The following is a 19,272-nucleotide window of genomic DNA, read 5'->3' as shown; positions in this document are numbered from 1 at the left end:
GCATCATCGGTATCGCGCGGCGGGCACGCCCGCGCGCACCGATGGAGGAACTGCGGTCCGTCACCGTCACTACCGCCGCGGGAGTCCACGGGGACTTTCGCGGCGCGGTGCGTCCGGGCCGGCGGCCCCGGCGGCAGGTCTCCCTGATGGAAATCGAAAGCTGGCGGGCCGCGCTGGGCGACCTGAACGTCACGGACCTGTTCGGCAACATGCCGCCCTGGCATGCGCGCCGCGCGAACCTGCTGGTGGAAGGGCTGCGTTTCCCGCGCGAAACCGGCTATGTCGTGGCGATCGGGCCGACTTTGCGCATCGCGATTACCATGGAATGCGATCCGTGCAGCCGCATGGAAGAGGTGGCGCCGGGTCTCAAGGGCGCGCTCATGCCGGACTGGCGGGGTGGCGTACTGGGCACGGTGCTGGATGACGGCGCGATTGCCGTCGGCGACGAGATAAGGATCGAGACATGAGCGCTTTCAAGACCCTTGATGATCTGGGCGACGTGAACGGCAAGGTCGCGCTTGTGCGTGTAGACCTCAACCTGCCGATGCAGGACGGTGCGGTCACTGACGATACGCGCATCCGCGCCGCCGCGCCGACCGTACTGGAACTGAGTGAAAAGGGCGCCAAGGTTCTCCTCCTCGCGCACTTCGGCCGTCCCAAGGGCGAGCGCGTCTCAACCCAGTCTCTGTCGATGGTGGTCGGCGCGGTCGAGAAGACGCTGGGCAAGGAAGTGATGTTTGTGCCCGAGATCGCGGGTGACGTCGTCAGGCAGGCGGTCGGCATCTTGCGCGCGGGCGACATCGCGATCCTGGAAAACACCCGTTTCTGGAAGGGCGAGGAAAAGAACGACCCCGAACTCGCCGCCGCAATCGCTGCGAATGCGGACTTCTACGTTAACGACGCCTTTTCCGCCGCGCACCGCGCCCATGCCACCACCGAAGGTCTGGCGCACGTTCTGCCCGCTTATGCCGGTCGGTCGATGCAGGCGGAGCTTGAGGCGCTGGACAAGGCGCTCGGCACTCCCGAAAAGCCGGTGGCGGCGGTCGTGGGCGGCGCCAAGGTGTCGTCCAAGCTGGACGTGCTCAAGCACCTCGTCACGCAGGTCGACCACCTGATCATCGGCGGCGGCATGGCCAACACCTTCCTTGCGGCGAAGGGCGTGGACGTGGGCAAATCGCTTTGCGAGCATGACCTGACGGACACCGCCAACGAGATCCTCGCCACTGCAGATGCCTCGGGCTGTACGGTCCACCTGCCATACGACGTCGTTGTCTCCAGGGAATTCGCCGCCAACCCGGCGTCGCTGCGCACCGTCAATGTGCACGAAGTCGCTGCCGACGAAATGATCCTCGATGCCGGGCCGAATGCCGCTGAAACGCTGGGCGACGTCCTCAAGACCTGCCGCACGCTGGTGTGGAACGGCCCGCTCGGCGCGTTCGAGATGCAGCCCTTCGATGCCGCCACCGTGGCACTGGCGAAGACCGCTGCCGCTCTGACGGCGGAAGGCTCGCTGGTGTCGGTCGCGGGCGGCGGAGACACCGTGGCGGCGCTCAACCATGCGGGCGTGGCTCAGGACTTTTCCTACATCTCGACAGCGGGCGGTGCCTTCCTCGAATGGATGGAAGGCAAGGAACTGCCGGGCGTCGCGGCGCTTTCGGTCTGATCAGGGCGTGATCCCGGCCTTTGCCGGGACGATGGGGGGATGTTTTGGGATGATGCGCCGCGCATGAACGCCAGTGAACGCACCGCACCGCCCTGGCAGGGCCGGTACGTCACGCTGGACGGCATGCGCGGGATCGCCGCGCTGGCCGTGGCGCTGTTCCACTACAACATCTCGCAGGCCCCGCACGGCTATGTCGCGGTGGACTTCTTCTTCGCGCTTTCGGGCTTCGTGCTGTGCCGGACCTACCTGCCGCGATGGCGCGCCGGGCTGACCGTCTGGGGCTTCATGAAGCAGCGCGTGGTGCGGCTCTACCCGCTGTTCCTGGCGGGGATCGTGATCACCACGCTGTCGGCGATGTCCAATCACTGGACCGGCAAGGGCGACGTCTACAGCTACGCCAAGATCGCCAAGTCGCTGCCGTTCAATCTGCTGATGCTGCCATCTCCCTTCACCAACACGCTGTTCCCCACGAACGTCCCGGCGTGGTCATTGTTCTTCGAACTGGTGGCGAGCGTGGGGCTGGCGGTGGTGCTGTTCCGCGTGCCCCGGATGGCGCAATTGGGCATCGCGCTGATCGCCGCTTGGTTCTTCGCGCCCGAAGTGCTGGACCGCAACGGCGGCAACCTTGGCCCGCTGTGGAGCCAGCTTGGCATCACGATGCTGCGTACCACGATGTCGTTCAGCATCGGCGTCTGGCTTGCTGGCCTGCCCGCCAAGGACGTGCGTCACCCCGGCTGGCTGGGCTTGTTCTGCTTTGTCGCCATCGTGGCGATGCTGGTGGCGGATCCCGCATTCGTCCCGAAGGGTTGGTACGATCTGGCATGCGCCATCGTGGTTGCGCCGCTGCTGGTCTGGCTGGGATCGCGGGGAGAGCCTTCGCGCGTGCTGATGCCGATGGCGTGGTTTCTGGGGGAGGTGTCCTACGCCGTCTATGCCGTGCACTGGGCGCTGATGGAGCCGCTGCGCTACTTCAAGGACGACCTGGGCTGGAACGATGTGCTCATGGGCGCGATATACCTGGCAGCGTGCGTGGGGCTGGGCTGGCTCTGCGTGCGCTATGTGGACATTCCGTTGCGGAGGCGGCTCAACGTTATGCTGCACGCACGGGCCCGACACGTGCCGCCTCGGGCCATCCCTAGTTGAGTTCCCACGGGCCTATGCCGCAGTTGCGAACGCAGGGGGCGCGGCGTAGGCTGATTTTCAAGTTGCCGAACACCTCAGGAGGAGAAACCATGCAGTATTCGGAAATGACCGCCAAGATGGCGGACGGAGACGGCTTCATCGCCGCACTCGACCAGAGTGGCGGGTCCACGCCCAAGGCGCTCAAGGGCTATGGCGTAGAGGAGGACGCCTGGTCGAGCGAGGAGGAAATGTTCGGCCTGATCCACGAAATGCGCGCGCGGATCATCTCGTCGAAGGCCTTCACGGGGGAGAAGGTCATCGGTGCGATCCTGTTCGAGCGGACCATGGACGGAACCGTGGACGGCGTGCCGACCCCGCAGGCGCTGATCGCCAAGGGCGTGGTGCCCTTCATCAAGATCGACAAGGGTCTTGAGGACGAAGCCAACGGCGTGCAGCTCATGAAGCCCATGCCCACGCTGGACGAGCTGCTTGCGCGCTCGAAGGCGCTGGGCGTCTATGGCACCAAGGAGCGTTCGGTCATCAACTCTGCCAATGCCGAGGGCATCGCCGCCGTGGTGAAGCAGCAGTTCGAGATCGGTGCGCAGGTGCTCTCGCACGGCATGATGCCGATCATCGAGCCCGAGGTGAACATCAAGAGCGAGACCCGCGCCGAGTGCGATGCGATCCTGCTGACGGAAATCCTCAAGAACCTCGACGAACTGCCGGAAGGGCAGAAGGTCATGCTCAAGCTGTCGCTGCCGATCGTGCCGGGCACGTTCGACCCGCTGGTGGAGCATCCCCGCGTGCTGCGCGTGGTGGCGCTTTCGGGCGGCTATTCGCGCGCCGACGCCTGCGTCGAACTGGCGAAGAACAAGGGCATCATCGCCAGCTTCAGCCGAGCGCTGCTGTCAGACCTGCGCGCGCAGATGAGCGACGACGAATTCGACGCCGCGCTGTCCGAAGCGATCGAGACGATCTACGTCGGATCGACCCAGAAGGTGGAAGCGGCAGCCGCCGCCTGATCCGTTCTACCGGTTCGCGACAACAAGGCGGTGCCCGCAGGGGTGCCGCCTTTTTGCGTCGCCCGGCAGGACGGTTCAGTATCCTCCCGAGAAGCGGAATCCGAAGCGGTAGGCGGATTGGGCCACCGTTCCGTTGTTCTGTCCGCCCGCGGCCTTGTCAGGACGCACCTCCACCAGTTCCAGCGCGCCGTCGGCGACCGACACCGGCTTGCCCGACGTCATTTCCACCTCACCCCCGCGGCCGCTGTCGATGCGGACGCGCAGGCGGACTTGTCCGGCCCACACGCAGCGCGCGTTCATCGGACAGCGGCTGTCTTCCAGCACGGCAAGCGGCGTGATGCGCGGCCCGCTGACGGTGACGGTCTGGCCGATGGCGGCGTAAGTCAGCGGTGCTGCGGGCGGGAGTTCGCTGGGCGCAGGGGGCGGAGCATACGGCGGCGTGTATGTCTGGGCGGGGGTGTAAGGCGCAGGCGCGGTTTGGGGAGGATAGCCTGCAGGGGGCGGCGCATCGGCAGGCGCGTAGCCCTGCATCCGTGCCGGGTCGGCCGGGGGGATCATGGTGCAGCCGGGCAGCAGAGCCGCCAGCAGCGCCGCAGCAGGGGCGAGCTTCGGGGAAATCCTCATGGCGCGCGAATGAACACGCTTGCGCCTGAATGGTTCCCGAACGTGCGCAACTTCTCCGATACTTGGCGCGGCGCCGTTATCGGGCTAGAGCACCGGCATGAAAGACGAAGCCGACATTCCGCGCGAACCCACGCAGCTTTACCTGATCTCGCCGCTCGACGTGGGCGGGGCGTTTGCCGACCGTCTGGCGCGGGCGCTGGACGCGGGCGAGGTTGCGGCATTCCAGTTCCGGGTCAAGGACGTGGATCAGCACGAAGCCGCGCGGCTTGCCGAACCGCTCCAGAAGATCTGCGCGGACCGGGGTACTGCCTTCATCGTCAACGATTCGATCGGCCTCGCCAAGCGGCTCGGTGCGGACGGCGTCCATCTGGGACAGGAAGACGGCACCGTCGAGGAAGCGCGTCAGGCGCTGGGCCGGGATGCGCAGATCGGCGTGACCTGCAACGCCAGCCGCCATCTTGCCATGGAAGCCGGAGAGAACGGCGCCGATTACGTCGCATTCGGAGCCTTCTTCCCGACCACCACCAAGGTGACCAAGCACGTCGCGGGGCTGGACCTGCTGGAATGGTGGCAGGCGATCTTCGAGATTCCCTGCGTCGCTATCGGCGGCATTACGCCGGATAACTGCGGCGATGTGGTGCGCGCGGGGGCAGACTTCCTGGCAGTGTCCGGCGCTGTCTGGAACGGCGACGAGGAAGTCGCAGTGCGTGCATTTCACGACGCGCTGGCAGCGGTTCGCGGCTGAAGCACTGCCCTTCGAACCCCGTCGCCTTGGGAAGGGCCGGGGCTTGAGGACGCATCGACAAGGGCAGGCGCGCTAAGCCACGCTTTCCTGCGATGAGTGTCGCCGGAACAGCGCGCTTGCATCGGTGGCCGTCATGGGACGGCCGAAGAAGAAGCCCTGAATCTTGCGACATCCCAGTTCGCGGATGATCCGCACTTCCTTTTCCGTTTCCGCGCCTTCCGCCGTGGTCGACATGCCAAGGCTGTCGGCCATGGCGACGACGGCGCGGATGATCGCCAAGCTTTCGGGGTTGCCGGTTGCCGCGCCCTGTACGAAGGAACGGTCCACCTTGATGGTGGAGAAGCGCATCTTGCGCAGGTACCCGAGCGAGGAATAGCCGGTGCCGAAATCGTCGAGGGCCACGGCGCAGCCCAGCGCCATGACCTGCTCCAGCGCGGTGCGGGCCTGCGTGGCGTCGCGCAGGAAGATGCTTTCGGTGACTTCGATCTCCAGCCGGCTGGCGGGCAGTCCGCTGCCGGACAGCGCGCCCACTACGCTGGCCGCGAAGTTGGCATCCAGCAACTGCTCGCCCGAGACGTTCACCGCGATCCGGATATGCGCGGGCCAGTTCATGGCCTCCCTGCACGCCTCGCGCAGCACCCATTCGCCGATCGGGATGATCAGCCGGGTATCCTCCGCCAGAGGCACGAACTTTGCGGGGCTGACGGGGCCGTGTTCCTTGCTGTGCCAGCGCAGCAGCGCCTCGAAGCTGACGATGCTTTCGGAATGCGCGTCGACCACGGGCTGGAATGCCAGGCTCATCTCGTCCCGATCAACCGCGCGGCGCAGCGCCACTTCCAGCTTGCGGCGTTCCTCCGCATGGGCGTGGAGTGCCGGCTCGTACGTGCGGTGCGCATTGCCGCCGCCGTCCTTGGACCGGTACAGCGCAAGATCGGCGTTGCGCATGATCTTTTCCACCGTCGACCCATCGCGCGGACCCACGGCAGAGCCGATCGAAGCGCCGACGAAAAGCGTGTGGTGATCGACTTCGTAAGGCTGGGAAAGCCGCTCTATCACCCGCCGCGCAAAGCGCTCGACATGGGCAGCGTCAGTCACGTCGCGCAGGACCACCGCGAATTCGTCCCCGCCCAGGCGACCGCACAGCTCGTTCTCGGTCATCTGCTCTTTCAGCCGTTCCGATACGCGCGCCAGCAACTGGTCGCCGACATGGTGACCCAGCGTGTCGTTCACTGCCTTGAATCGGTCGAGGTCGATCATCAGGAAAGCGCAGCGGGTCCGCCACCTGGCCGCGTCACTCAGCGCGGTTGCCAGCGTTTCGGTCAGCATAGTGCGGTTGGGCAGGCCGGTCAGCGTGTCGTAGCGGGCCATCCAGGCGATCTTGTCGGAATTCTCGCGCGCCTCGGTAACGTCGGAGCCGACGCCGCGGTACCCTTCGAACGTGCCGTTCGCAGCGAAGCGAGGGGTGCCCGAAAGCTCCCACCAGCGGGCATCACCGCGCACCATCACCCGCACCAGCAGGTTGGCGAAGGGTTCGCGATGCTTCAGCCGCTCTGCCAGATCGTGCAGGCTGGGCGGAAACTGGCCGCTGTCCCAGGCCGACCCGGCGATCAGGCGCAGCAGGGGCATGCCCTCGATCTCGGCGGCGGTGCTGCTGAGCGCAAAGGCGAAGCGGGGGGAGACGGAGCGGACGCGGCGCGCGGTGTCGGTCTGCCACAGCCAGTCGGCGTCGCCTTCCTCGAACTCGCGAAGCAGCAGCGATACGACCTGATCCTTTTCGACGATGCCCGCTTCGGCGATCTGCCCGGTCAGGTATCGGCGCGCGCCTTCGACCGCGCCGATGGCGACGATGCAGAGGAACAGCGAGGCGATGGCGGCCATGTCGAGGCTACCGGAAACGACGAACCACGCGATCGCCGACAGGCCCACCACACCCGAAAAGACGAGCGTCACCAGCGGCACCGCCGGTAGCAGGATGACGGAGGCGGCCATCAGCATCGCCAGCACCGTCCACAGCTTGACCAGTGTCTGCGCATCCACGAACGGCCCGAACGCCCACAGCGGCAGCGCCCAGACAAGGGCGTTGAGCAAGGGGCCGAGGGCGTGGCGGCGCACTTCTACGGACGTGATGCGACCATGATCGGCCCGCGTAAGCCGCCTGTCGAGGCGGCAGGCGTACCACTGCGTTGCGGCGACTGCTGCGATCCACGACAGGATCGCCATCGGATGGATGCGTCCCAGCAACAGCATGCCGGCAGCCAGCGCGCCCGCCGCCTGCGTCCCCAGCCGCGTGACCAGGGCATGCCGCAGGGTGGCGTACTGCATCGCGCGAAGCCGCACCCAGTCCCCGTCGCCCGGATCTGAGATGCCGAGCATGGCGGAAAGGGGCAAGCCCTGAGACAGGGCTTTGCTGGAGACCGTTCGCGTATTCACGACCAAGCGATAGGGTTGCAATGGTTAGTAGTAGGTAAAGCTACGCGGGCTCGGCCGGGGATAACAAGGTTCTATTCGACCGTGACACTCTTCGCCAGGTTGCGAGGTTGATCCACATCGGTGCCTTTCACGCAGGCGACATGGTAGGCCAGCAACTGCACCGGCACGGCATAGACCAGCGGCGCGATCAGGGGGTGGACACGCGGCATCTCGATCGTGGCGATGCAGCCGTCGCCGGCTTCGGCGATGCCTTCGGCGTCGGAGATCAGCACCACCTTGCCACCGCGCGCGCGAACTTCCTGCATGTTGCTGACGGTCTTCTCGAACAGCGGACCCGACGGGGCCAGCACGATAACCGGCACCGCTTCGTCGATGAGGGCGATGGGCCCGTGCTTCATCTCGCCCGAAGCATAGCCTTCGGCGTGGATATAGCTGATTTCCTTTAGCTTCAGCGCACCTTCCAGCGCCAGCGGGTAATCCGGTCCGCGGCCCAGATACAGCACGTCGCGGGCGGGGGCGATGAGGTGCGCCATCGCGGCAATTTCCTCATCATGGTCGAGCGCGGCGTTGAAGCAGGCGGGCACCTCCAGCAGATGCTGGACGACCTGCGCCTCTTCGTCGCGATCCATGCGCCCGCGCTTCACTGCCAGATGCGCGGCCAAGGCGGCGAGTACCGCCAGCTGGCAGGTGAACGCCTTGGTCGAGGCGACGCCGATTTCCGGCCCCGCGTGCGTGGGCAGCAGGAGGTCGGCCTCGCGGGCCATGGTGCTGGTGGGCACGTTGACGACGACGGCGATGGTCTGGCCCGCCGCCTTGCAGTGGCGCAATGCAGCCAGCGTGTCCGCCGTCTCGCCCGATTGCGAGATGAACAGGGCAAGGCCGCCGTCCTCCAGCACGGGATCGCGATACCGGAATTCCGACGCAACGTCGATGTCCACCGGCAGGCGTGCGAACGTTTCGATCCAGTATTTGGCCACCATGCCGGCGTAGAAGCTGGTGCCGCAGGCGACGATGGTGATGCGCTTTACCGTGCTCAGGTCGAAGTCGATCTGGGGCAGCGCCACCGACTGATCGACCTGCCGCAGGTACGACCGCAGCGTTTGGGCGACGACGGTGGGCTGCTCGAAGATTTCCTTCTGCATGAAGTGGCGGAAATTGCCCTTCTCGATCGCGACGGCGGATGCGCCGGACGTTACAATCTCGCGCTCGACCCGGTTGTTTTCGGCGTCGTAGATCTGCGCGCCGTCGCGGGTGATGACCACCCAGTCGCCTTCCTCAAGGTAGGTGATGCGCTGCGTCAGCGGCGCCAGCGCCAGCGCATCGGAACCCAGGTACGTCTCGCCCTCTCCATAACCGACGACCAGCGGCGAGCCGAGGCGCGCGCCGATCAGCATGTCGGGGAAGCGGCGGAAGGCGATGGCGAGCGCGAAGGCGCCGCGCAGTTGCGGCAGTATTGCCTTCACCGCGTCTTCGGGAGCGATGCCGGCTTCCACCTGTTCGGAGACGAGGTGCGCGACGACTTCGGTGTCGGTCTGGCTCTCGAACTTGCGGCCGCGCGATTCCAGCGCTTCACGCAGCGGCTTGAAGTTCTCGATGATGCCGTTGTGAACCAGCGCCAGTTCGGCCGTGGCGTGGGGATGGGCATTGGCCGCAGTCGGCGCGCCGTGAGTGGCCCAGCGGGTATGCGCAATGCCGGTCAGCCCCGGCGCGGGGTTGCCTGCCAGTTCCTTGACGAGGTTCATCAGCTTGCCCTCGGCGCGGCGACGAACCAGTTGGCCATCGTCGAGGGTGCAGACGCCGGCGCTGTCATAGCCGCGATATTCCATCCGGCGCAGTCCGTCGACCAACCGCTCTGCCACGTCTTCCTTGCCGACGATGCCGATGATGCCACACATTTTGCCGATGCTTTCGATCTAGAGAGAATGAGGCCGCTCAAAGCGAATAGGGAACGCGGATGCCCGGCATGCTTGCCGGGAAATCCTTGGTATTTCGTGTAACCAGAATGCGCTGCCGGACTTGCGCCGATGCCAGAACGATGGCGTCGGGCAACTTCAGCCTTGGCCGTTCCCGTCGCAGCGCTGCGGCGTGGCGGGCAATCTCGGCGTCCACTTCCTCTATCAGGAAGCCGGACAGGAATATTTCGATGTTGCGCAGGGTAGGGCCGCTTTCCCTGGAAAGCACCTCGGTCCAGACCAGACGGCTGATGCACGGGCGATCGACGCGCGCGATCTCGAAGTGCGCCGGGCGGTGTCCGTTCAGCGCGTCGATCAGGATGTTGCTGTCGAAGGAATAGCCGCTCACTGGGCAGAAGGCTTTCCGTCGGACCGATCGAGGTACTGCGCGCGTTCGCGGCGTTGCCCTGAAACGGCATCTTCGCAGCCCGCACGATCCTTCCAGATCCCGAACGCCTGATCGAGCCATTCCTTGCCGCTGGCCGGCTGGGCCTGTGCCTTGTAAGTGGTCACCGCTTCGCGCAGCACCGCCGCGCGCGACTGGCCGAGTTCGGCGGCGCGCGCGTCGAGCCAGCGAATGTCTTCCTCAGGCAGGTCGGCAAGGATGCGGGTCATGATAGCGCGATATCATATCGTGATATCACCGGCAAGGAACAGGATCCAGCGTTCATGCCGGGACAGTGCGCCACAAGCTATGACGGCGCGCTGTCCCGGACATTACATCGGCGTCATCAATCGCCGTCGATAAGGTTGCCGAACGATCCCAGCAGCGAGCCTTCGCCCCGGCTCTGGCCGCCCGTGGACCCGGCCGCCGCCAGCATCCGCCCGGCGAGGCGCGAGAACGGCAGCGACTGAATCCAGACCTTGCCGGGGCCGCGCAGCCGGGCGAAGAACACGCCTTCGCCGCCGAAGATCATCGACTTGACCGATCCGGCACGCACCACGTCGAATTCGATGCTGGGCTGGAATGCGGCGACGCAGCCGGTGTCGACATGCAATTCCTCTCCGGGGCGCAAGGTCCGTTCGATCACGGTGCCGCCCATCTGGACAAAGACCCAGCCGTCGCCTTCCAGCTTCTGCATGATGAAGCCTTCACCGCCGAACAGGCCGGTCATGATGCGCTGCTGGAAGTGTACGCCGATGGACACGCCGCGCGCCGCGCACAGGAAGGCGTCCTTCTGGCAGATCAGCCGCCCGCCGACGTCGTCCAGCTTGATTGGCAGGATGGCCCCCGGCACCGGCGCCGCGAACGAGACGCGCGCCTTGCCCGAACCCCTATGCGTGAAAACGGTGGTGAACAGGCTTTCCCCCGTCACCAGGCGCTTGCCCGCACCCAGCAGCTTGCCCATGAAGCCGCCGCCCTGATCGGCGGACCCGTCGCCGAACACGGTGGTCATGTCGATCGAGGCGTCCTTCCACACCATCGCGCCTGCTTCGGCAACGGCACTCTCGCCGGGGTCGAGTTCGATCTCGACGAACTGCAGTTCCTGGCCCTTGATCTCGAAATCGACGTCGTCCGAAAGCGATGCGCTGCGGGTGTGGCTCCAGGGGCTGTTGGCCATGGGAATCTCCGTGTCCGGGCCAGGATCGGCCCTGCTTGCGATGAACGACGATTTGATTTCACCAAGATGACTTGTCAAACCGCGTCCGTCGGATATTCTTCGCAGTTCAACGAACACTGTCTGACGACTGGCCCAAATTACAGGGCTCGGCAAAGACCGGCGCGGTATCGGTGTTTTTGGGAGAGGAAAAACACGGATGAACGCTCGAATTGCGTCTTCAGTTCTGGTCTCGCTGCTACTGGCGGGTACTGCGCATGCCAATCCATCCGACAGCCCGCGACTGGTCGCCACTGCATTTCAGTCGCCGGTCAGGGTCACTGATACCCGCTTCGATGCGGCGGGCCACGTCCAGCAGGGATACACCCTGTTGCGGCAGGGCAAGCAGGCGCAGGCGGTCAAGCTGTTCGACAAGGTCATCGCCGATGCCGACCAGCGCCTTGCCGGCGATCTTCGTCCGCGCCTGTGCCGCGAAGGCGGATCGGCGGCAGGTTCGGTCGAAGTCGAGGCGGCCCTGTGCGAGGCGCATTTCGGTAAGGGCTATGCACTGATCGACCTTGGCCGGGGCGATCTGGCCGAAGCGGAACTGCGGGCCGCCGCGCAGATGGCGCCGGGCAATGCCCATTTCGCCAACGAGTATGCCGAACTGTTCAAATCCCGCCGGGACTGGCAATCAAGCTATGATCTCTTCGCCAGGGCGTGGGCGGTGGTGGACAAGTCTACCACCGGCAAGGACACCCGCATCGCGGCGCGAGCCCTGCGCGGCATGGGCTTCACCAAGGCGGCGATGGGTCAGTACGACGACGCGGAAAAGCTCTACGATCAGTCGCTGCAGTACGATCCCAAAAGCGAGATCGCGAAGGCCGAACTGGGCAACATCGCCCGCAGGAAGGCGATCGGTTCGTAACGTGCATCTGCCGTCATCCCTGCGAAGGCGGGGATGACGGGCGCTTTGCTGCAGCGCGAACGCGTTAGCCCTTCAACTCTGCCTTTTTCTTCTTCATCGCATCGTGAAAGCGGTCGGCCCAGCCGGGCTTGACCAGCTGTTCGCCGCGCACAAGCCGCAATTCCCCGGCGGCCACGTCGCGCGTCACCGCGCTGCCCGCCGCCACTATGGCGTCGGCACCGATCTTCACCGGAGCCACCAGCGCGCTGTTCGATCCGATGAAGGCGCGCTCGCCGATGACAGTCTTGTGCTTGAAGTAGCCGTCGTAATTGCAGGTGATCGTACCCGCGCCGATGTTGGCACCCGCACCGACAGTGGCATCTCCCAGATAAGTCAGGTGGTTGGCCTTGGCGCCTTCGCCCAGCACCGCGTTCTTGATCTCGACGAAGTTGCCCACCTTGGACCCGGTCTTCAGCACCGCGCCGGGGCGCAGGCGGGCGAAAGGTCCGATGGCGACGCCGCTTTCCAGCGTGGCGCCCTCCAGGTGTGAGAAGGCATGGATCGTGACGCCGTCCGCAACGCTCACGCCGGGGCCGAACACCACGTTCGGCTCGATGGTGACGTCGCGGCCGATGGCCGTGTCCCAGGCGAAGAAGACGGTTTCCGGCGCGATCAGCGTCGCGCCGTTCACCATGGCGCGGATGCGGCGCTTGGCCTGCCAGCGCGCTTCCGCCTCGGCCAGTTCGCCGCGGCTGTTGATGCCGCCCACTTCGTCGGCGTCGTCGGTGACGATGACGGCACAGGCGCGGCCTTCCAGCGTGGCGATGTTGACGATATCGACGAGGTAGTATTCGCCTTGTGCGTTCTCGTTGCCGACTTTGGCCAGCAGGTCGAACAGGTCGGCGGACTTCACCGCCATCAGGCCGGAGTTGCACAAGGTGCAGGCGCGCTGTTCCTCGGTGGCGTCCTTGTATTCCACCATCATCGCGATGCGCCCGTCGTCATGGGCCAGTACGCGCCCGTACTGCAGCGGGTCGGCGGGCTGGAAACCAAGCACGACGACGGCGGGGGCGTCTTCGGCATGAAGCCGCTCTATCATCGCGCGCATCGTTTCGGGGCGGACGAAGGGTACGTCTCCATAGAGGATAAGGACGTCACCGTCGAAACCCTCCAGCGCGCCCTCTGCCTGCTGGACGGCGTGGCCGGTGCCCAGCTGTGGATCCTGCACCGCGATGGTGGCACGTGATCCCAAGGCCTTTTCCAGCTGCTCGCGCCCGTGCCCGGCGACCACCACCTGCCGCTGCGGCGCCAGCTGCGCGGCGCTGGCAAGCAGGTGATCCAGCATCGGGCGGCCCGCAATGGGGTGGAGCACCTTGTGCAGGTCGCTCTTCATGCGTGTGCCCTTGCCGGCGGCGAGGACGACGATCGCGAGGGGCGCGGCGGAAGCGGGCGTGCTGGCAGAAGTCATGGGTGCTCTCCTGCCAGCAAATTGTTGCGGTTTCCATCCCGAGCCTGCACTGTTCGGCGCATGAATGATTTTCCTTTCGATATCGTCGGTTTCGATCTCGACGGCACCCTTCTCGACAGTCTCGGCGACCTTGGTCACGCGGTGAACCACGCGCTGGCCATGGAAGGTCGCCGCGCTGTTCCACGAGAGGAAGTGCGCGGCTTCGTCGGCGGCGGCGCGCGCAAGATGCTTGCCAATGCGCTGCTGGCAACGGGCGGTGCGGTGGAGGACGCGCGATTCGAGGAACTGCATCAGGCGCTGCTGACGTATTATGAAGCCAACATCGCGCGGGAAACCCGCCTGTTTCCGGGTGGAGAGCCGATGCTGGACGCACTGGATGCGCGTGGTGTCAGGATTGCCGTCGTCACCAACAAGCTGGAGCGGTTCGCGAAGAAGATCTTCGCCGAACTGGGGCTGACCGACCGGTTCTATACCGTCATTGGCGGGGACACTCTCGGCCCCGGACGCGCCAAGCCGCAGCCGGACCTGCTGCACCTGATGCTGGAGCGCGCGGGTGGCGTGGGCAGGGCGGCCTATGTCGGGGATACGACCTATGACACCCGCGCCGCCGCTGCGGCGGGGTTGCCGTGCGTGGTGGTGGACTTCGGTTTCAACGACATGCCGCCCGCAGAGATGGGTGCAGCGGCGGTGATCAGCCATTTCGACCAGCTTGTGCCTGCGCTGGAGAGAATCGGCGCGGAGCAGCCGGTTTCCTGAGGGGGGGCACTCTCGGAGAGAAGCTCCGGTAGGACTACCTCGTCGTCCCGGACTTGATCCGGGACCGTTGGCCGTGAACAGCCCACATCGCAGCAAGCCGCCCTGCCGATGGCTGGCGCCTAAAGACCGCCAGCGGTCCCGGAGCAAGTCCGGGACGACGGACACGCGGAAACATCCGCTGGCGAATGCGGACCTTGTGCCGGGGTAAATTCTCGACCGAAGTTGTAACATCGGGTCGGCGTCGGGGCGTCCCTGCGGGTGTGCGAGGGAGCATGGCACTGCATGATGCGACCGGACGGGTAGTGGCCACCAACACCCCGTCTCGACCCTTGGCGGAAGAACGGTCCGGATCGTCGGCGCGGGCTCGCGGACGGCGACGATCCTGCCTGCCGTGCCGTGCTGGACCTCGCAAGGTACAGGCTCGGGCGCGGCAGATTGGGTGGGCAGGCGAAGTTCCACAGACTGAGCCGGGGAACGGGATCGCATGGCCGGTGAACCGTTTCCGGGAGGACGCTCGTGGCGTGGTCCACGGCTTTACGCTCGTACACCGCCCACGACACCGACCCGATACACCATCTTTCCAGCGGCCGCAGGATCGACGGATGCTGGAGCGTATAACCTAAATGGTTACATATGTCAATCGCGTTTCGGCTCTGGAGCATCCTTGGGCAGCACCAGCACCTCGATACCCTGGCCCGGCACCAGATAGCGCTGGGCAACGGCATGAACGTCCGCCGCAGTCAGCGCCAGCAGACGGTCCTTCGCCTTTTCAAAACGCGCGATCCGTTCTGGCTGTGACTGGACGTGTTCGGCCAGCGCCATCCACCCGGCATCCGTCTTCAGAGCGTTGGTCAAGCCTTCCACTAGCGGCTGGCGGGCGCGGCGCAGGATGTCGTCGCTGATGGGGGCGCGGCGCAGTTCGTCCACGACCTGTGCGATGGCAGCCCGCGTCGCCGGGACTTCGGCCACATCGACCGAGGCGTTGACTGCGAAGGTGCCGTAGCCTTTCCACTCATGCGACATTTGGCTGGCGGCGGACGGCGAATAAGCCTTGCCCAGCGCCTCGCGCAGTTGGTCGGTCAGTTCCACGCGCATGACGCGTTCCAGCAGTTCCAGCCGCAGCGTCTCGACCGGGTCGGCGTCGTCGCGGGTGGGCCAGATCAGGCGCAGCAGGGCCTGATCGGCGGGTCCGGTGTGACGAACGACGCGAGCCGACCGATCCTTTGCGAAGACGCGCGGTTCCTGACCCTGTTCGTCGTGAAACTCGGGTTCGCGCGCGGGCAGGGCGCCGAACGTGCGCGCAACCAGCGAAATCGCTGCGTCCTCATCGATGTCGCCGACGATCGCGATTTCGATGGCGCCTCTGGCCAGCCGGTCTCCGATGTCGGCCTTGAGGCGGGCGTAGGACAGATGGCGATAATCCTCCACGTTGCCGAGGCTGAAGCGCGGATCGTCATCGCTGAGGATGGCGCCCAGTCGCGCAGCGAGGGCAGACGCCGGCGTCGCGTCCAGCTGGGCGAAGTAGTTGTTGATGGCCTGCCGGTACCGCACTTCGCCTTCGGGGCGGTATCCGGGATCGGTGACGAGCGCGGCCAGCAGCTGCAGCTGGATCTCCAGATCGCGCGGAGTCGTCGTGGCGCGCGAATCGAACGAAGCGGCGCTGCTGGAGAGGCCGATCCCGACGCTGCGCCCGGCCAGGATCGTGTCCAGCGCATCGCGGCTGTGCTTGCCCAGACCCCCGTCGTCGAGGTTCGGCACCAGCTGCGTGGCGTGGGGGTTGGCGCGGGTGTCCAGCCGGTCGCCGCCGTCGATCGCCAGGCTGACGCGCACGCGGTCCTTTTCCAGCCCGGTCTGCTTCAGGTTCAGCATTACGCCGTTGGCGAAGCGGATTTCCCGGATGCCAAGATCCGCGCGGCGGGTATCGGCCACGACCTTCCCGGCCGGGCCGAAATCGGTATAGGCGAACTGCGCCGTGTCGGTCGCCGCTTCGCGCGTGACGGGCGCGCGCATGACGTCCTGCCATGCCGCGCGCAGGGCTTTGGCCCCCCCTTCGGGCGCCTGCCGACCCTGGAAGCGGATCAGCGGTGCGTCCAGCGGCAACGCTTCGCGGCGCAGGGCGGCCAGCACCGCCTCGGGCGTGATGTGCGGGGCGAATGCCTCGAACCGCTGCAGCCCGGACTGCGGCGTGGAAGGGACCATCCTGTCATCCACCAGCGAAAGCGCCAGCTGCGCCAGCGCGCCGTTGCTGCGGGTCGACGCGGAAGCGGCCGAGTTGGTCACGCCGGTGCGGACCTGCGCCACCTGTTCGGCCACTTCGGCAGCGGAAAAGCCATAGGCCAGCGCGCGCCGATATTCCCGCCCGGCAGCCTCAACCCCTGCGCGCCACTTGCCGTCCACGGTATCGAGGATCAGGCGGGTGGAGCGGCCCGCCTCGAACACGTCGCCGGTGCCAAAGCCGGCGCCGCGGAAGGGCGGCTCGGCACTGCGGGCCAGACGCTGGAGCCGGCGGTTGACGATGTCGTACCCGATGGAGCGCAGCAGCGTTTCGCGCCGCTGGGCAATGGAATCCGGCTCGTCCATCCACTTCCCGTTGCGCTGGATCGTCACCCGCTCCGACAGCGCCGGGTCGAGGTAGATGCCGGTGCGGCCCTTGTCACGCGGCCTGATCGGGCCGGGGGCGGGTTGCGGTGCGGCGGGCCTGGCCGCCCAGTCGTTGAAATGGCGCACGATGCCGGCTTCGACCGCATCGGGGTCGAAATCGCCGACGATCACCAGCGTCACATGCGCAGGCACATATTCGCGTTCGTAGAAGGCGCGCAGCGAGGCGGCGGTGGCGGCGTTCAGCGTCTCGGTCGTGCCGATGGGGAACCGCTGGCCGTAAAGCGATCCCGGATAGAAGAAGCGCGTGGTGTCGATGGCATTGCGCAGCGACCACGAATTGCGATCGCGCATCTCGGCCAGCACCACACCGCGTTCGCGCGCGACTGCGTCCTGCGAGATGGTGAGATTGCTGGCCGTCTCGCGCATCAGCATCAGCGCGGTGTCGACCAGCGCCGCGTCGCTGCGGGGCAGGTCCAGCTTGTAGAGCGTCCGGTCGAAGCTGGTAGAGGCATTGGTGTCTGCCCCGAAGGCCAACCCCTCGCGCTCAAGCAGGGGAACCATCTGGCCTTCGGGCACGCGCTGCGATCCGTTGAAGGCCATATGTTCGAGGAAGTGGGCATAGCCCTGTTCGGCAGGCGTTTCGTCCAGCGATCCTGCCGCCACGTTCATGCGGACGACGGCTGTGCCCGCCGGGGTCGCGTTGCGCCGGATGACGTAGCGCATGCCGTTCGCCAGCCGCCCGAAGCGGAAGTCGGGGTCAACGGGAATGTCGCTGTGCTCGAACGCCCAGCGGGTGTCGTCGATGGCGGGAATGTGGTCCTTCGCGGCCAGCGGCGCAGATGTCAGGGTGACAGGCGCCAGCGCGACGAGGAGCGCGATCAGGGAAACTCTCATCGCAGGCAGAAGTGCCAAGGCGCGAAGGGCTTGGCAAGGCGACATATGGAAAAAGGCGGCGCTCCTTTTCGGAACGCCGCCTTTTCATCGAACCCTTGAACTTCGGGGCTTACTTGCCGCGCAGCTTGCGGTGCTTGGTCAGGTCCAGCACTTCGCTCGGGCCGTTGTCGTCTTGCAGCAGGCCAAGGCGGCGGGCGACTTCCTGGTAGGCTTCCTCTTCACCGCCAAGGTCGCGACGGAAGCGGTCCTTGTCGAGCTTTTCGCCGGTGGTCATGTCCCACAGGCGGCAGCCGTCGGGGCTGATTTCGTCGGCGAGGATGACGCGGCTGTAGTCCCCATCCCAGATGCGGCCGAATTCCAGCTTGAAATCGACCAGACGGATGTTGATCGCCGCGAACATGCCGGCCATGAAATCGTTCACGCGGATCGCCATGGCGGCGATGTCCTGCATTTCGTCATGGTTGGCCCAGCCGAAGCAGGCGATGTGCTCTTCGGCGACCAGCGGATCGCCCAGCGCGTCGTCCTTGTAGTAGTATTCGATCAGCGTGTGAGGCAGCATCTCGCCCTCGGGGATGCCGAGGCGCTTGGAGATGGACCCTGCGGCCACGTTGCGCACCACGACCTCGATCGGGATGATCTCGACCTGGCGGACCAGCTGTTCGCGCATGTTGAGGCGGCGGATGAAGTGGTTGGGAACGCCGATGTGGTTGAGGCGCGTGAACACATACTCGCTGATGCGGTTGTTGATCACGCCCTTGCCCTGGATCGTGCCCTTCTTCTGCGCGTTGAAGGCGGTCGCATCGTCCTTGAAATACTGGATCAGCGTGCCCGGCTCGGGGCCTTCGTAGAGGATCTTGGCCTTGCCTTCGTAGATCTGGCGGCGACGGGACATGCGCGTGGTCCTTGGATAACGTGCGAAAGAGCAAGCCCCGGCTGCTGGTGGGAGACCACCGCCGGGGCCGGGGGCATTCGAGCGCGCATATAATGCAACCGGGTCCAAAAGCAAACTGCGCGCGCGGCAGGCCGGATGCGGGTCGCCGGAAGGCGGGACGGGTTGGAAAAATTCAGCCGTCTGCCAGTTGCGCCACCAGTCGGCGCGCGGCTTCGCGCACCTGCGTCCATGTCAGCGCGAATCCCTCCGGCCCGCCGTAGTAGGGGTCGGCAACGTCCGATCCCTCCAGCCCCGGTACAAGATCAAGCAGCAGCGAGAGGCTGGCCGTGCCATCTGCCGGGGCGATGCGCTTCAGGTCCGCAAGGTTCGCCGCGTCCAGCGCCAGGATCCGGTCGAAGCGGCGGAAGTCTGCGGCCTCCACCTGCCGGGCGCGGTAGGAGCGGATGTCGATGCCGTGGCGCGCGGCCTCGGCGCAGGAGCGCGGGTCAGGCCCCTTGCCGACATGCCACGATCCTGTGCCGGCCGAATCGACCAGCACGTCCAGCCCGGCGGCGGCAGCTTCGTGCCGCAGGGCGGCTTCGGCGAGGGGCGAGCGGCAGATGTTACCAAGGCAGACGAACAGCACGGAAGGAACCTGGGTCATCCCGTGCCGATAGCG

At 66.0% G+C, this 19,272-nt stretch carries 17 protein-coding genes; 7 read left to right on the top strand and 10 right to left on the bottom strand.

All coding sequences use genetic code 11. The annotated features are described in order from the left end of the window. Positions 1–41 precede the first annotated feature (41 nt). From GGR40_RS04020 to GGR40_RS04005, 4 genes are all read left to right on the top strand, one after another. Positions 42–467, top strand: a complete 426-nt coding sequence (locus GGR40_RS04020) for an MOSC domain-containing protein (RefSeq protein ID WP_429275217.1) — start codon at positions 42–44, stop codon at positions 465–467. Next, complete coding sequence (locus tag GGR40_RS04015; RefSeq protein ID WP_429274890.1) at positions 464–1,663, top strand: phosphoglycerate kinase; 1,200 nt, start codon at positions 464–466, stop codon at positions 1,661–1,663. Before GGR40_RS04020 ends, GGR40_RS04015 begins: the two co-directional genes overlap by 4 nt. 63 nt (positions 1,664–1,726) lie before the next feature. Then, complete coding sequence (locus GGR40_RS04010; protein WP_429274889.1) at positions 1,727–2,806, top strand: acyltransferase family protein; 1,080 nt, start codon at positions 1,727–1,729, stop codon at positions 2,804–2,806. Between the two features lie 89 nt (positions 2,807–2,895). Continuing rightward, positions 2,896–3,807: a fructose bisphosphate aldolase gene (locus GGR40_RS04005; RefSeq protein ID WP_429274888.1), complete on the top strand. Its 912-nt coding sequence runs from the start codon at positions 2,896–2,898 to the stop codon at positions 3,805–3,807. Positions 3,808–3,882: 75 nt separating this feature from the next. Here the strand turns inward: GGR40_RS04005 and GGR40_RS04000 are convergent, their stop codons facing one another. Further along, complete coding sequence (locus tag GGR40_RS04000; RefSeq protein WP_429274887.1) at positions 3,883–4,431, bottom strand: hypothetical protein; 549 nt, start codon at positions 4,429–4,431, stop codon at positions 3,883–3,885. 97 nt (positions 4,432–4,528) lie between these two features. Here GGR40_RS04000 and thiE point away from each other — a divergent pair, with 97 nt between their 5' ends. Next, positions 4,529–5,176: a thiamine phosphate synthase gene (gene thiE, locus GGR40_RS03995; RefSeq protein ID WP_429274886.1), complete on the top strand. Its 648-nt coding sequence runs from the start codon at positions 4,529–4,531 to the stop codon at positions 5,174–5,176. A gap of 72 nt (positions 5,177–5,248) precedes the next feature. Here thiE and GGR40_RS03990 read toward each other — a convergent pair whose 3' ends face one another. The 5 genes from GGR40_RS03990 to GGR40_RS03970 all read right to left on the bottom strand — a co-directional run bounded on the left by GGR40_RS03990 (position 5,249) and on the right by GGR40_RS03970 (position 11,120). Then, positions 5,249–7,549 carry a putative bifunctional diguanylate cyclase/phosphodiesterase gene (locus tag GGR40_RS03990; protein ID WP_429275216.1) on the bottom strand — a complete coding sequence of 767 codons (2,301 nt, stop codon included), beginning with the start codon at positions 7,547–7,549 and terminating at the stop codon, positions 5,249–5,251. A 128-nt stretch (positions 7,550–7,677) separates the two neighbouring features. Next, positions 7,678–9,501: a glutamine--fructose-6-phosphate transaminase (isomerizing) gene (gene glmS, locus GGR40_RS03985; protein ID WP_429274885.1), complete on the bottom strand. Its 1,824-nt coding sequence runs from the start codon at positions 9,499–9,501 to the stop codon at positions 7,678–7,680. Between the two features lie 37 nt (positions 9,502–9,538). Continuing rightward, positions 9,539–9,907 carry a type II toxin-antitoxin system VapC family toxin gene (locus GGR40_RS03980; protein ID WP_429274884.1) on the bottom strand — a complete coding sequence of 123 codons (369 nt, stop codon included), beginning with the start codon at positions 9,905–9,907 and terminating at the stop codon, positions 9,539–9,541. Further along, positions 9,904–10,173 (bottom strand): ribbon-helix-helix domain-containing protein, encoded by a 270-nt coding sequence (locus tag GGR40_RS03975; RefSeq protein ID WP_429274883.1) that lies wholly within the window; start codon positions 10,171–10,173, stop codon positions 9,904–9,906. The genes GGR40_RS03980 and GGR40_RS03975 overlap by 4 nt, the downstream gene beginning before the upstream one ends. A gap of 116 nt (positions 10,174–10,289) precedes the next feature. Beyond that, a complete protein-coding gene (locus GGR40_RS03970; protein ID WP_429274882.1) occupies positions 10,290–11,120 on the bottom strand; it encodes a TIGR00266 family protein in 831 nt (276 codons plus the stop codon). A gap of 196 nt (positions 11,121–11,316) precedes the next feature. Between GGR40_RS03970 and GGR40_RS03965 the strand changes: the two genes are divergently transcribed. Beyond that, positions 11,317–12,024, top strand: coding sequence for a tetratricopeptide repeat protein (locus GGR40_RS03965; protein WP_429274881.1), 708 nt, complete (start codon positions 11,317–11,319; stop codon positions 12,022–12,024). 64 nt (positions 12,025–12,088) lie between these two features. Here the strand turns inward: GGR40_RS03965 and glmU are convergent, their stop codons facing one another. Continuing rightward, complete coding sequence (gene glmU / locus GGR40_RS03960; protein WP_429274880.1) at positions 12,089–13,471, bottom strand: bifunctional UDP-N-acetylglucosamine diphosphorylase/glucosamine-1-phosphate N-acetyltransferase GlmU; 1,383 nt, start codon at positions 13,469–13,471, stop codon at positions 12,089–12,091. Positions 13,472–13,531: 60 nt separating this feature from the next. Between glmU and GGR40_RS03955 the strand changes: the two genes are divergently transcribed. Next, positions 13,532–14,227 carry an HAD-IA family hydrolase gene (locus tag GGR40_RS03955; RefSeq protein WP_429274879.1) on the top strand — a complete coding sequence of 232 codons (696 nt, stop codon included), beginning with the start codon at positions 13,532–13,534 and terminating at the stop codon, positions 14,225–14,227. Positions 14,228–14,863: 636 nt separating this feature from the next. Here the strand turns inward: GGR40_RS03955 and GGR40_RS03950 are convergent. The 3 genes from GGR40_RS03950 to GGR40_RS03940 form a co-directional block, all read right to left on the bottom strand. Next, positions 14,864–17,722: a M16 family metallopeptidase gene (locus GGR40_RS03950; protein ID WP_429274878.1), complete on the bottom strand. Its 2,859-nt coding sequence runs from the start codon at positions 17,720–17,722 to the stop codon at positions 14,864–14,866. Positions 17,723–17,831: 109 nt separating this feature from the next. Continuing rightward, positions 17,832–18,614 (bottom strand): phosphoribosylaminoimidazolesuccinocarboxamide synthase, encoded by a 783-nt coding sequence (gene purC, locus GGR40_RS03945; protein ID WP_429274877.1) that lies wholly within the window; start codon positions 18,612–18,614, stop codon positions 17,832–17,834. 172 nt (positions 18,615–18,786) lie between these two features. Next, the gene (locus GGR40_RS03940; protein WP_429274876.1) at positions 18,787–19,257 is read right to left on the bottom strand and encodes a low molecular weight protein-tyrosine-phosphatase; all 471 of its coding nucleotides are present in this window, start codon (positions 19,255–19,257) and stop codon (positions 18,787–18,789) included. Positions 19,258–19,272: the final 15 nt, after the last annotated feature.

The organism is Novosphingobium gossypii (assembly GCF_050433305.1).
Classification (GTDB): Bacteria; Pseudomonadota; Alphaproteobacteria; order Sphingomonadales; family Sphingomonadaceae; genus Novosphingobium; species Novosphingobium gossypii.
This window is presented reverse-complemented; position numbering and strand designations above follow the sequence as displayed.